At 67.7% G+C, this 13,196-nt stretch carries 12 protein-coding genes; 5 read left to right on the plus strand and 7 right to left on the minus strand.

Features of this window, described 5'->3' with window-relative positions; all coding sequences use genetic code 11:
* Positions 1-92: 92 nt before the first annotated feature.
* Together panD and pgi are read left to right on the plus strand one after the other, a co-directional pair.
* Positions 93-473, plus strand: coding sequence for an aspartate 1-decarboxylase (gene panD / locus PDM28_RS07440; RefSeq protein ID WP_068850963.1), 381 nt, complete (start codon positions 93-95; stop codon positions 471-473).
* Positions 470-1,984 carry a glucose-6-phosphate isomerase gene (gene pgi, locus PDM28_RS07445; protein WP_311184321.1) on the plus strand — a complete coding sequence of 505 codons (1,515 nt, stop codon included), beginning with the start codon at positions 470-472 and terminating at the stop codon, positions 1,982-1,984. The genes panD and pgi overlap by 4 nt, the downstream gene beginning before the upstream one ends.
* A 157-nt stretch (positions 1,985-2,141) precedes the next feature.
* Here the strand turns inward: pgi and PDM28_RS07450 are convergent, their stop codons facing one another.
* Together PDM28_RS07450 and PDM28_RS07455 are read right to left on the minus strand one after the other, a co-directional pair.
* Complete coding sequence (locus PDM28_RS07450; protein WP_311184322.1) at positions 2,142-2,693, minus strand: response regulator transcription factor; 552 nt, start codon at positions 2,691-2,693, stop codon at positions 2,142-2,144.
* On the minus strand, positions 2,690-3,916 hold the full coding sequence (locus PDM28_RS07455; protein WP_311184323.1) for an ATP-binding protein: 1,227 nt from the start codon (positions 3,914-3,916) through the stop codon (positions 2,690-2,692). Before PDM28_RS07455 ends, PDM28_RS07450 begins: the two co-directional genes overlap by 4 nt.
* 84 nt (positions 3,917-4,000) lie before the next feature.
* On the opposite strand from PDM28_RS07455, the gene ispG reads away from it, so the two are divergent.
* From ispG to PDM28_RS07470, 3 genes are all read left to right on the plus strand, one after another.
* Positions 4,001-5,266 (plus strand): flavodoxin-dependent (E)-4-hydroxy-3-methylbut-2-enyl-diphosphate synthase, encoded by a 1,266-nt coding sequence (gene ispG / locus PDM28_RS07460; protein ID WP_102945754.1) that lies wholly within the window; start codon positions 4,001-4,003, stop codon positions 5,264-5,266.
* Positions 5,247-5,954, plus strand: coding sequence for a phosphatase PAP2 family protein (locus tag PDM28_RS07465; protein WP_102945753.1), 708 nt, complete (start codon positions 5,247-5,249; stop codon positions 5,952-5,954). The genes ispG and PDM28_RS07465 overlap by 20 nt, the downstream gene beginning before the upstream one ends.
* Before the next feature lie 224 nt (positions 5,955-6,178).
* Complete coding sequence (locus PDM28_RS07470) at positions 6,179-6,826, plus strand: response regulator (RefSeq protein WP_070208864.1); 648 nt, start codon at positions 6,179-6,181, stop codon at positions 6,824-6,826.
* 93 nt (positions 6,827-6,919) lie between these two features.
* Here PDM28_RS07470 and PDM28_RS07475 read toward each other — a convergent pair whose 3' ends face one another.
* The 5 genes from PDM28_RS07475 to zwf all read right to left on the minus strand — a co-directional run bounded on the left by PDM28_RS07475 (position 6,920) and on the right by zwf (position 12,966).
* Positions 6,920-7,579, minus strand: coding sequence for a bifunctional 4-hydroxy-2-oxoglutarate aldolase/2-dehydro-3-deoxy-phosphogluconate aldolase (locus PDM28_RS07475; RefSeq protein ID WP_311184324.1), 660 nt, complete (start codon positions 7,577-7,579; stop codon positions 6,920-6,922).
* A 259-nt stretch (positions 7,580-7,838) separates the two neighbouring features.
* On the minus strand, positions 7,839-9,755 hold the full coding sequence (edd, locus tag PDM28_RS07480) for a phosphogluconate dehydratase (protein ID WP_311184325.1): 1,917 nt from the start codon (positions 9,753-9,755) through the stop codon (positions 7,839-7,841).
* 48 nt (positions 9,756-9,803) lie between these two features.
* A complete protein-coding gene (gene pgl, locus PDM28_RS07485; protein WP_311184326.1) occupies positions 9,804-10,526 on the minus strand; it encodes a 6-phosphogluconolactonase in 723 nt (240 codons plus the stop codon).
* Positions 10,523-11,530, minus strand: coding sequence for a glucokinase (gene glk, locus PDM28_RS07490; protein WP_311184327.1), 1,008 nt, complete (start codon positions 11,528-11,530; stop codon positions 10,523-10,525). The genes pgl and glk overlap by 4 nt, the downstream gene beginning before the upstream one ends.
* The gene (gene zwf / locus PDM28_RS07495) at positions 11,527-12,966 is read right to left on the minus strand and encodes a glucose-6-phosphate dehydrogenase (RefSeq protein ID WP_102945747.1); all 1,440 of its coding nucleotides are present in this window, start codon (positions 12,964-12,966) and stop codon (positions 11,527-11,529) included. Before zwf ends, glk begins: the two co-directional genes overlap by 4 nt.
* Positions 12,967-13,196: the final 230 nt, after the last annotated feature.

Here is a 13,196-nt window from a genome sequence, read left to right on the forward strand (position 1 = left end):
TGCCTGAATCGTTGGCAGCGGCCGCGCCCCGGCCCCTGCCGGCGGGGCGGTGGGTGCTAGAATTTCCCTTTCCTTTTACGTCGTCCCGTGCCATGCACCTCTCCCTGCTCAAGACCAAGATCCACCGCGCTACCGTGACCCATTCGGAGCTGAACTACGAAGGTTCCATCGCCATCGATGACAACCTGCTGCTGGCTACCGGCATCCGTGAGTTCGAACAGGTGCATATCTGGGACGTCACCAACGGTGCGCGCTTCTCGACCTATGCCATCCGTGCCGAAGCGGGCAGCGGCGTGGTCTCGCTCAATGGTGGCGCCGCGCGCCACGTGCAGGTCGGCGACATCATCATCATCGCCGCCTTCGCGAGCATGAGCGAAGAAGAAGCTGACAGCTTCCGGCCGAAGTTGGTATATGTGGACGGCAACAACCAGATCTCCCACACCAACGACAGCATTCCGACCCAGGCCGCATGACACAGAACAACGGATTCGACCCGCTTCATTCCCATGCCCAGCGCCTGCGTGGCGCGAGCATCCCCGCACTGATCGCCGCCGAACCGGGCCGCGCACAATCGCTGGGGCTGCGGGTCGGTCCGTTGTATGCCAACTTCGCGCGGCAGAAGTACGACCGCGCGGCGCTGGATGCGCTGCTGCAACTGGCCGCCGAGCGCGATGTCTCCGGCGGTTTCCAGCGCCTGTTCCGCGGTGAAAAGGTCAACGTGACCGAAGGCCGCGCCGCGCTGCATACCGCGCTGCGGGGCGACGCCACCGGCGCCCCGGTCGCGAGCGAAGCGTTCGCCACGGCCGCGCAGGTGCGCGCGCAGATGGGCGAGCTGATCGCCGCGCTGGAAAAGACCGGCGTCACCGATATCGTGAGCGTGGGCATCGGCGGTTCGGACCTCGGTCCGCGTCTCGTTGCCGACGCGCTGCGACCGGTCAGCGGTGCGCGCTTCCGCGTGCATTTCGTCTCCAACGTGGACGGCGCTGCCATGCAGCGCACCCTGGCCACGCTGGACCCGGCGACCACCGCCGGCATCCTGATTTCCAAGACCTTCGGTACCCAGGAGACCCTGCTCAACGGGCAGATCCTGCACGGCTGGCTGGGCGGCAGCGACCGCCTGTACGCAGTCAGCGCCAACCCCGAACGCGCCGCCAAGGCCTTCTCCATTGCCGCCGGCCGCGTGCTGCCGATGTGGGACTGGGTGGGTGGGCGTTACTCGCTGTGGTCGGCGGTCGGCTTCCCGATCGCGCTGGCGATCGGCTTCGACCGGTTCGAGCAGCTGCTGGCCGGTGCGGCCGAGATGGACGCGCATGCGCTCAACGCGCCGCTGGACCAGAACCTGCCGGTGCTGCACGCGCTGACCGACATCTGGAACCGCAACCTGCTGGGCCATGCCACCCACGCAGTAATGACCTACGACCAGCGCCTGGCGCTGCTGCCGGCCTACCTGCAGCAGCTGGTGATGGAAAGCCTGGGCAAGCGTGTGCAGCTGGACGGCAGCCCGGTCGGCAGCGACACCGTGTCGGTGTGGTGGGGCGGGGCGGGCACCGACGTGCAGCACAGCTTCTTCCAGGCGCTGCACCAGGGCACCAGCGTGATTCCGGCCGACTTCATCGGCTGCGTGCACAACGACGACCCGTACACGGTCAACCACCAGGCGCTGATGGCCAACCTGCTGGCGCAGACCGAGGCGCTGGCCAACGGCCAGGGCAGTGACGATCCCCACCGCGAGTATCCGGGCGGGCGGCCGAGCACCCTGATCCTGCTGGATGCGCTGACCCCGCAGTCGCTGGGCGCATTGATCGCGATGTACGAACACGCGGTGTACGTGCAGTCGCTGGTCTGGAACATCAACGCCTTCGACCAGTTCGGCGTGGAGCTGGGCAAGCAGCTGGCCAGCCAGCTGCTGCCGGCGCTGCAGGGTGAGGCGCATGCGATCACCGATCCGGTGACGCTGGAGTTGCTGGGCCGCCTGAAGGCCTGAACGCTCGACACCGCGTGCGGTTGAACGCCTGGATGTTCGACACCGCGTAGTGCCGGCCGCTGGCCGGCTCCTCGCATGACCCAACTCCGCGCAGAGCCGGCCAGCGGCCGGCACTACGTCGGGATTCGGGCAATGCGAGGTTCGAGCAGAGCCCGGGTTATCCCGGACGCTCGGGGCTCGGTCGTTTCGCCAGCTTCCGCTGCAACGAGCGCCGGTGCATGCCCAGCAACCTCGCCGCCGCCGAGACGTTGCCGCCGGTCTCATGCATCGCCTGCTGGATGTGTTCCCACTGCAGGCGGCTGATCGGGGTCATCGCGTCCGGCGGTTCCATCTCGCCGTCGTCGGCCGGGCCGTCGTCTTCCTCGCCCAGTGCGCGCAGGATCATCGGCACCGTGGCCGGCTTGGGCAGGTAGTCGTCCGCGCCCAGCTTGATCGCCTCCACCGCGGTGGCGATGCTGGCATAACCGGTCACCAGCAGGATGCGCATGTCTTCGCGCAGGGCCCGCAACGGCTGGATCAATGCCAGCCCGGATTCCGAACCGAGCTTGAGGTCGATCAGCGCGTAGGCCGGCGGCTGCTGCCGGGCCAGCACCAGCGCCGAAGCGATGTCACTCGCGGTCATGGTTTCCAGGCCCTTGCGGGCCAGGCTGCGCTGCAGCGTGCGCAGGTACAGTTCGTCGTCGTCGACCAGCAGGCCATGGGTGTTCATTCAATGATCTCCGGTGCAGCCAGGGGCAGGCGGAAGCCGACGCGGGTGCCGGCCCCTTGGGCCGGGCGCATCCACAACTCGCCGTCCAGGCGCTCGATGCTGGCATGGGACAGGGCCAGGCCCACGCCCATGCCCTGGGTCTTGCCGCTGTTGAACAGGGTGCCGGGCAGCACCGCGTCGCGCGCGTCGAAGCCGCGACCGTAATCGCGCACTTCGCCGATCAGGTCCGCGCCCTCGATGCGCAGGCTCAGGTCCACCTGCGGGCGCCCGGCCTGTTCGCCGGCGTCGGCGGCGTTGTTGAGCAGCACCATCAGCAGGTGCCCGACGCCCGGGTCCAGAGGCAGCTGCAGCGGCGCGTCGTCATTGCGGTTGAGCGTGATGGTCGGGCGCACCAGGCGCCACTGTTCCAGCACCTGCGGCAGGGTGACCCGGTCGCGCGCGCTGGATTGTCCCGCCGCCGGTCGCGCCAGCGCCAGCACCCGTTCCCGGCACTGCACCAGCAGCTCGCGCAGGGTGTCGACGTCGTCGCGTACTTCGGGGTTGTCGGTCTGGTCGGCGATGTCGTCGGCAAGCAGGGTCATCGTCGCCAGCGGGGTGTTCAGCTCATGCGCGACCGAGGCCGCATGCGTAGCCAGCGCGACGATGCCTTCGTTGCGCGCGAAGCGCTCGCGCAGCAGCGCCACTTCGTGTTCGCGGCGACGCAGCGCCATCGCCAGCCGGGTCGCGAAGGCCAGCACGACCGCAGCCGAGAGCAGGAAGTTGGCGACCACGCCCCACTGGTGCAGGTCCATCGCGCTGAAATAACCGTGCGGCAGCGGCTTGCCGAAGATCCCGCTGACCGCATAGCCGAGCAGGCAGGCCGCCGCCACCGCCAGCGTCCAGCGCACCGGCAGGGCCAGCGCCGCCAGCGCGATCAGGATCAGGAACAGCGACCCGAACGGGTTGGCCACGCCGCCGCTCCAGCCCACCATCCAGGTCAGCACCGCCACGTCCACCAGGATGTGGCAGAACGCGGTCAGCGGCGCGGTGTCGTCGTCCAGCACCCGCAGCTGCGCGTACAGGTTGAACAGGATCAGCACCAGCACGCCCGACCACAGCGGCAGTTGCGGCAGTTCCAGCCCCAGCACCCGGCTGGCCACCAGGATGGTCGCGGCCTGGCCGGCCACGGCCAGCCAGCGCAGGCTGCACAGGGTGCGGAGGAAGGGGGCGTCGGTACCGGTCATCGGCTGCCATCGTATGCGCTTGCGCGCCGGCGTGCCTGCGACAATCGGCCGCGCCCGTCCCGCGGCATTGCGTTAAAATGGGCAATGCACGACGCCGTCAGCCAACCGACCCAACCTTCCGACACCACCGTGTGGGCCCGCCGCCAGACCCAGGCCGTCCGTATCGGCGGCGTGGTCGTGGGCGGGGGCAAGCCCGTGGTGGTGCAGTCGATGACCAACACCGACACCGCCGACGTCGCCTCCAGCGTCAAGCAGGTGGCTGAACTGTGGCGGGCCGGCTCGGAAATGGTCCGGCTGACCGTGAACAATCCCGAATCGGCCGCCGCCATTCCACGCATCGTGGAAAAGCTGCGGATGATGGGGATCGAGGTCCCGCTGATCGGCGACTTTCACTACAACGGCCACCAGCTGCTGACCCAGGAACCGGCCTGTGCCGAAGCCCTGGCCAAGTACCGGATCAACCCCGGCAACGTCGGCTTCGGCAAGAAGAAGGACACCCAGTTCGCGCAGCTGATCGAGTTCGCGATCCGCTACGACAAGCCGGTGCGCATCGGCGCCAACTGGGGCTCGCTGGACCAGTCGCTGGCCGCGCGCCTGATGGACGAGAACAACCACCGCGCCCAGCCCTGGGACGCCGGCCGGGTGCTGCGCGAGGCGCTGATCCGCTCGGCGCTGGACTCGGCGCATACCGCCGTGGAGCTGGGCCTGCCGCGCGACCGCATCGTGCTCTCGGCCAAGGTCAGTGGCGTGCAGGAACTGATCGCGGTGTACCGCGACCTGGCCCAGCGCTCGGACTTCGCCCTGCACCTGGGCCTGACCGAAGCCGGCATCGGCAGCAAGGGCATCGTCGCCTCGTCGGCGGCGCTGGCGGTGCTGCTGCAGGAAGGCATCGGCGACACGATCCGCATTTCGCTGACGCCCGAACCGGGCCAGTCGCGCACCCAGGAGGTGATCGTCGCCCAGGAACTGCTGCAGACCACCGGCCAGCGCGCCTTCACCCCGCTGGTCACGGCCTGCCCGGGCTGCGGCCGCACCACTTCCGAGTTCTTCCAGGAGCTGGCCAAGGTCGTGCAGAACCACGTGCGCGAAAAGATGCCGCTGTGGAAGATCAACCACCCTGGCGCGGAGAACATGACCCTGGCGGTGATGGGCTGCGTGGTAAACGGTCCCGGTGAGTCGCGCCACGCCAACATCGGCATTTCGCTGCCGGGTACCGGCGAAGCGCCCTCGGCCCCGGTGTTCGTGGACGGCGAAAAGTCCGTCACCCTGCGTGGCGAGAACATCGCCCAGGAATTCGTGGAGCTGATCGACGCCTACGTCGAACGCACCTATGTCAGAAACGCCGGATAAGCCCCCGGTCATGGCGGCGCCGGAACCGGCCGCCGGCTTCCGCCACTGGATGGCGCGCAATGCCTGGCGCTTCTTCCTGCTGTTTGCCGGCGTACTGCTGCCGCTGGCCGGTTTCGTCGCGCTGGCCGAAGACGTGCATGAACTGGAAGCCTTCTACTTCGACGCCCCGCTGCTGTGGCGCATGCACGACGTGGCCCGGCCGGGCCTGGACGCCGCCTTCGTGCTGATCTCGAAGATCGGCTACCAGTGGGGCGTGATTCCCGGCGACATCCTGATCGTGCTGGCCCTGCTGCTGTACCGGCGCTGGCGCGAAGCCAGCTTCGCGGCGATCAGCTTCGCCGGCTCGGCGTTGCTCAACATCGGCAGCAAACAGTTCTTCCAGCGCGACCGGCCGACCCTGTGGGAGTCGATCGCCCCGGAAAGCACCTACAGTTTCCCCAGTGGCCACGCCATGGGCTCGATGACCCTGGCCGCCGTGCTGGTCCTGCTGGCCTGGAACACCCGCTGGCGCTGGCCGGCCGTGGTGTTCGGCGTGCTGTTTGCCGGCTCGGTCAGCCTCTCGCGGGTCTACCTGGGCGTGCATTACCCCTCCGACATCCTGGCCGGGTGGTGTGCCGCGCTGGTTTGGGTGGTAGGGTGCTTCCTGGTGATGTTCCGCCGCCGCCATCCCTGGCGCCGCCGGAACTGACACCCGCCCGCAGGGAACGGGCTGCAAGCGGCAACGGTTTCCGCGGACTTCGATAGGCCCGGTATACCGATAAGGCCCGCCTTGAAAGACGGCGTCTTGGGTAATGCACTTCGTATGTGATGTGGGCATCAGAACGCGCTGATGGGGATCGAACTTCCTTGTTATCGCAGGACCCCGGGGCTAGGCTTGCCCCGGATTGCAGCGTTTGGAACAGGGTGGGTGGGATGACGATTCGAGTGTATCTGGTGGACGACCACGCGCTGGTGCGTACCGGCATGAAGATGATCCTGTCGAACGAGACAGACATCGAAGTAGTGGGTGAGGCCGAATCCGGCGAAGACGCCCTCCCGGAGATCCGCAAGCTGCGCCCCGACGTGGTGCTGTGCGACCTGCACCTGCCCGGCGTGAGCGGCATGGAAGTGACCGAACGCGTGATCCGTGGCGACCACGGCACCCGCGTGGTGATCGTCTCGGTGCTCGAAGACGGCCCCATGCCCAAGCGCCTGCTCGAAGCCGGCGCCTCCGGTTACATCGGCAAGGCCTGCGACGCCCAGGAACTGCTGCGCGCCGTGCGCGACGCCGCCCTCGGCCGCCGCTACCTGGGCAGCAGCATTGCCCAGAACCTGGCCCTGTCCAACGTCGAAGGCAGCCAGTCCCCGTTCGACAGCCTCTCCCCGCGCGAACTCGAAGTCGCCCTGCTGCTGACCCAGGGCCTGCGCCAGGAAGACATCGCCAAGCGGTTGAGCCTGAGCGCCAAGACCGTCAACACCCACAAGGCCCGCCTGTTCGAGAAGATGGGCATCCACGACAACATCGCGCTCGCACGCATGGCCAGCCAATATGGGCTGGTGGATCCAGCGCGGCCGATGTAATCGTTGCGGCACCGCGAAAAAAAGCCCGGACATGTCCGGGCTTTTTTTACGCCGGTAGAGCCACGCGCTGCGTGGCTGCGCGGTAATGGGTCGTCAATGCGACCGAACGCGCGCGACAATCTTCGCCGCCTGCGCCGCGCTTTCGCGCACCTTGTCCCATTCGCCGTTTTCGATCCAGTTGTTCGGCACCATCCACGACCCGCCGATGCAGACCACGTTCTTCTGCTCCAGGTACTCCGCCGCCGTGGTTTCCGTGATGCCGCCGGTCGGGCACAGCTTCAGGTCCGGAATCGGACCGGCCAGGCCCTTGATCATCGCCAGCCCGCCCACCGCCGACGCCGGGAACAGCTTGCACACCCGGAACCCGCGCGCATACAGCGCCAGCATCTCCGTCGGCGTCCCCGCACCCGGCACCACCGGCAGCGCCGCCGCCGCCAGCGCATCGGCCATGTGCGCCGGCGTACCCGGCGTCACCAGGAAATCCGCGCCCGCATCAATGGCCTGCTGCATCTGCTCCACGGTCAGCACCGTGCCCGCACCCACCACCACATCCGGCAGCTCGCGCTTGAGCATCGCCAGCGCTTCCATCGCCACCGGGGTGCGCAAAGTAAGCTCGATGGCCGGCAGGCCGCCTTCGAGCAGGGCAGCGCTGACCGCGCGGGCCTGGTCGAGGGTGTGGACGGTAACGACCGGCAGGATGCCAGCGGCAAGCAGCAGGGATTCAGCGCGTTTCTGGTGTTCAGCGATAGACATGAGAGAACCTTTGTAAGTCGCGGATCGAGTTTTGCGAGGAGCCGGCCGGCGGCCGGCACTACGCGTTCAATGATTTCGTCGGGGGCAACGAGGCGCCGCAATGTGTGGTGAGGCAGCGCCGGGGGTCCCCGGAGGGACGCTAGAAAACATGGATGTTTTCTAGCAGCCCCCATGGATGGGTTCACGGCGTGTCCCGGAGGGGACCCCCGGCGATGCCTCACATCAGGAGACACCCACCGCCGCCGTTGGCGCAGACCCGTCAGGCATCTTTGGCTTCATGCGGCGCAAGCGCTGCAGCAGCGTCATGCCCCAGCTCGTACTCCGCGTCGTAATTCCAGACATCGCCTTCGTCGGTCGCCGGCCCGCACGAAATCGAAATCGCGCCCTGGTCCGCCGGACCCACCAGACGGCGGTTCATCGCGAACAGATTGCGGCCCAGATCGTGCGCCGCCGGCGCCGTGTTCGGCGCCAGCTCGCGTGCTGCCCACTCCGCCGCATCCACCAGCACTTCCAACGTGCCCGCTTCACCATCCAGACGGATCATGTCGCCTTCCCGCATGCGTGCCAGCGGACCGCCACGCGACGCCTCCGGCGTCATGTGGATCGCCGCCGGGAACTTGCCCGACGCACCCGACAGACGACCATCCGTCACCAGCGCCACCCGGCGCCCCTGGTTCTGCAGCAGCCCCAGCAGCGGCGCCAGCGAATGCAGCTCCGGCATCCCGTTCGCACGCGGACCCTGGTAACGCACCACCGCCACGAAATCCTGCGGCAGCAGGCCCGCCGCGTGCAGCTTGTTCAGCACCTGCGGCGCATCCACCACCACCGCCGGCGCCTCGATCGTCCGGTACTGCGGCTTCACCGCCGACAACTTGATCAGCGAACGGCCCAGGTTGCCGCGCAGCAGCCGCAGCCCGCCCTGTGCCTCGAACGGCTCCGCCACCCCGCGCACCACCTCACGGTCCGCACTTTCCACGATCCCGTCGATCCAGGTCAGCCCGCCTTCGCGCAGCGCCGGATCCTGCGTGTACTGCCGCATCCCGCCCTCGGCCACCGTCACCAGATCCGCATGCATCAGCCCCGCATCCATCAGCTCCCGGAACACGAACGCCGTCCCGCCCGCCGCCGCGAAACGGTTCACGTCCGCCTCCCCGTTCGGGTACACCCGCGCCAGCAGCGGCACCAGCTGCGACAGCTGATCCATGTCGTCCCACGTCAGCACGATGCCCGCCGCCCGCGCCACCGCGATCCAGTGGATCGTGTGGTTGGTCGAACCGCCCGTCGCCATCAGCGTCACCACCGCATTGACGATCGCCCGCTCGTCGATCAACCGCCCCAGCGGACGGAAATCATCGCCCAGCGCACTGATCTCCAATGCCCGTGCCGCCGCATGCCGCGTCAGCGCATCGCGCAGCGGCGTCTCCGGATTCACGAACGACGCGCCCGGCAACTGCACCCCCATCGCCTCCAGCAGCGTCTGGTTCGAATTGGCCGTCCCGTAGAACGTGCACGTACCCACGCCGTGATACGACGCCGACTCCGCCTCCAGCAGCTCCTCGCGCGTTGCCTGGCCCGCCGCGTAACGCTCGCGCACCTCCGCCTTCTGCTTGTTCGGAATGCCCGGCGTCATCGGACCGGCCGGCAGGAAGATCGCCGGCAGATGGCCGAACGCCAGCGCCCCGATCAACAGCCCCGGCACGATCTTGTCGCACACGCCCAGGTAGACCGTGCTGTCGAACATGTCATGGCTCAGCCCGATCGCCGTCGACTGCGCGATCACATCGCGCGAGAACAGCGACAGCTCCATCCCGCCACGGCCCTGCGTCACACCGTCGCACATCGCCGGCACGCCACCGGCCACCTGCGCCGTCGCACCCAGCGAACGCGCCGTCTCGCGCAGGATTTCCGGGTAATGCTCGAACGGCTGGTGCGCCGACAGCATGTCGTTGTACGCCGTGATGATGCCCAGGTTCGGCGTCACGCCGCCGCGCAGGCGGCTCTTGTCGGTCGGCCCGCACGCAGCGAAACCGTGCGCCAGGTTGCCGCAGCTCAGGCGAGAACGGAACGGACCGTCGCGCAGCGCAGCGTCGATACCGGCCAGGTACGCCGCGCGCGACGCAGCGCTGCGCTTGACGATCCGCTCGGTGATGGCATGGAGGGTGGGGTGCAGGCTCATTGGCTACTACCGGCTATGAGAAGACGAAAAGAAATACGTGGCATGCGTTCAGTCGCACCAATGGATGCGCAGCTTCGGGCCGTCGATGTCGATCGCGTTGAGGATGGGATACAGCTGTGCGTTGTTGCTTTCCAGCGCCTGTTTCAGCACTTCCAGCTTCTGCTTGCCGCGCAGCAGCAGCAGGCGCTGGCGGCAGGTGCGCAGACCGCGCGGGGTCAGCGTGATGCGCAGCGGCCACTGGTTCGCGCCCGGGCACCCGGTCGCATCCAGCGCCGCGTAGGGCAGGGTGCTTTCGAGCGCTTTTGCCAGATCGCGCGAACCCGGGAACAGCGACGCCGTGTGCCCGTCGTTGCCCATGCCCAATACCGCGACGCTGGGCGCCTGGTTGTGCTGGGCCTGCAGGTTGGCCGCGTACACGCACTCCGGCAAGGGCTTGCCGACCCGCACCAGCGGATCGAAGTGTGCACCTTCGGCGCGCTTGAGCAGGTTCTCCCGCACCAGCCACGCATTGCTGTCGCTGTCCTGCGGCGACAGCCAGCGCTCATCGACCAGGCTGACTTCGACCCGGTCCCACTGCACATCCAGCTCGGCCAGCGCCTGGTACACCGGCGCAGGCGTCGAACCGCCGGACAACAGCATGCGCGCGCGGCCGGTCTCGGCGATGTCGTGGTTGAGGATCTGCGCCATTTCCGCAGCGACTACCTCGATCCACGCGTCGGCTTCGCCATGCCGGACGAAGGTGAAACGATTGGAATTTTCCAGCGAATTCATGCGGCGCCTCCTGGCAGGTCACGTTCGAGATCGGCGGCATAACCGGCCGCGCCGAGCAGCCCGGCATGCGGGTGCATCACTGCCAGCGACGGCACCCGCGCCATGATCGAAGAGAACCGGCCCTTGTGTTCGAAGCGCTGCCGGAACCCGGAATGCTGCAGCGAATCGAGCATCTTCGGCACCAGCCCGCCGGTCAGGAATACGCCGTCCCAGGCGCCCTGGATCAGCACCAGGTCGCCGGCGATCGCACCGAACACCGCGCAGAACACATCCACCGTGCGCATCGCCTGCGGGTCGCCGTGCAGCGCACGCGCAGTGACGTCCACCGGCTGCAGCTGGCCCGGATCCACATCGGCCATCTCGCACACCGCGCGATGGATGTTGACCAGGCCCGGGCCGCAGATCAGGCGCTCATTGGAGACCCGCCCGAACTGTTCGGACAGGATCTCCAGGATCCGGATTTCCTCCGGCGTACCCGGTGGGAAGCTGACATGGCCGCCCTCGGTTTCCAGCGGGTAGCAGCGGCCGTGGCGCAGGATCAGCCCGCCCACGCCCAGCCCGGTACCCGGTCCGATCACCGCATAGTTGCGCGGCTGGCCGGGCTTGCCCGGTACCCACGCCGCGCCGCCGACCTGGACCACGTCCTGCGGCTGCAGCAGCGAGATCGCCATTGCCTGCGCGGCGAAGTCATTGATCAGGTGCAGCTCGTTGAAGCCCAGCATGTGCGCGGTGCGCATCCGCGAGATCACCCACGGATGATTGGTGATGCGCGCTTCATCGCCATCGACGCGGCCGGCCACGGCGAACACGCCGCGCTGCGCTTCCGCACCGATCTGCTCCAGGTAATGCCGCGCGGCGTCGCCCAGCGACGGGAAATCGGCGACCACGAATTCGCGGATGCTGTCGTTGATCAGCGGTGCGGCCAGGCTGGTATCTGCCAGCGCGAAGCGGGCGTTGGTACCGCCGATGTCGGCGACCAGCGCCGGTTGGGTCGACACCGTCATGCCGGTTCCTTGCGGGCGGCGTCGGCGTTCACGTCGGCAGGCAGGAAGCCGAAGGCCTGTTCCGGGCCCCACTCACCGGCCGGATACGGCTGCAGCGGCAGGTCCGCCGCCTTCCACGCATCGCTGACGCTGTCGATCCAGGCCCAGGCGGCGCGCACTTCGTCGTCGCGCACGAACAGCGCATGGTTGCCGTTGAACGCGTCCAGGAACAGGCGCTCGTAGGCGATGCGGCGGTGCAGGCCGGTCGGCACCGACAGTTCCAGTTCCAGCGGGTGCAGTTCCAGCGCGCCCCATTCCGGGCCGGCCAGGCTGCTCATCAGGCCCAGCTCGATGTTTTCCTGCGGCTGCAGCTGGAAGGTGATGCGGTTGGGCGTGGCATTGCCACGGTCCGGGCGCTCGAACAGCCAGTGCGTGACCGGCTTGAGCGTGACCACCACGCGGCTGGTGCGTTCGGCCAGGCGCTTGCCGGTGACCAGATGGAACGGCACGCCGGACCAGCGCCAGTTGTCGATGTGCGCGGTGACACCGACGAAGGTTTCCACGTCGCTGCCTTCCGGCGGCTGGTAGGCCTGCGCCGGCTGGCCATTGATGGTGCCGGCGGTGTAGCGGCCGCGCACGCTGTCGCGCGCGGCGTGCTTTGCATCCAGCGGGCGCAGAGCGCGCAGCACCTTGACCTTCTCGTCGCGGATGCGGTCGGCTTCCAGCGACGCCGGCGGCTCCATCGCCACCAGGCACAGCAGCTGCAGGATGTGGCTCTGGACCATGTCGCGCAGCGCGCCCGAGCGTGCGTAGTAGGCATCGCGGCCATCCACGCCTTCGCTCTCGGCGACCAGGATGTGCACCGACTCGATGTAGTTGCGGTTCCACACTGCCTCGAGCAGCGTGTTGCCGAAGCGCAGCGCGATCAGGTTCTGCACCGCGGCCTTGCCCAGGTAATGGTCCAGGCGGAACACGCGGTCTTCGTCGATCCACTGGCCGATGGTGGTCAGGATCTGCTGCGCGCTCTCGCTGTCGCTGCCGATCGGCTTTTCCAGCATCAACCGGTGCGGTGCGGCGAGTGCGCCGCCCAGGGCCAGGCCTTCGCAGGTGGAGATGTACAGGCCCGGCGGAATGGCCAGGTAGCTCACGCAGTTGCCGTGCACCAGGTCGCGCACCGAGTCGGCTACGGACTGCGCATCGCGCAGGTCGACCGAGCGGTAATCGATGCGATCGAGCAGCGACTGGATGTCGTCCTGGCTGGCACTCGGCATGGCCTGCTGCAGGCGCGGGCGCAGGATGTCGCGGAATGCTTCCGTGTCATGCGCGGACAACGCCAGTGCGCGGATCTTGAAGTTTTCCGCCAGCAGGCCGTCGCCAAGGAGGCGCAGCAACGAGGGGAACAGATAGCGCTGGGCGAGGTCGCCGGTGGCGCCGAACAGGAAGAGGGTGTCGTGCATCGCTCGAGTTTCAGATCCGGGTGACATCGTTGTCAATCGCTTCTCGTCTATGTTCTCGGGGGTCCCGCGGGGCGCGATGTCCGGTTGCTGCTTTGCAACATGAACAGGCGCGTACCCGCTCATCATGGGGCATGTCACGGGCAGAGTGCGACGTGGTCATGACCGACCATTGGATACTGCCACGTGAAAACGTTTACATGGCAGAATGAGCAGACTGTATTCGATTGCAG

Origin of the sequence: Stenotrophomonas aracearum (assembly GCF_031834615.1) — a bacterium.
GTDB lineage: Bacteria > Pseudomonadota > Gammaproteobacteria > Xanthomonadales > Xanthomonadaceae > Stenotrophomonas > Stenotrophomonas aracearum.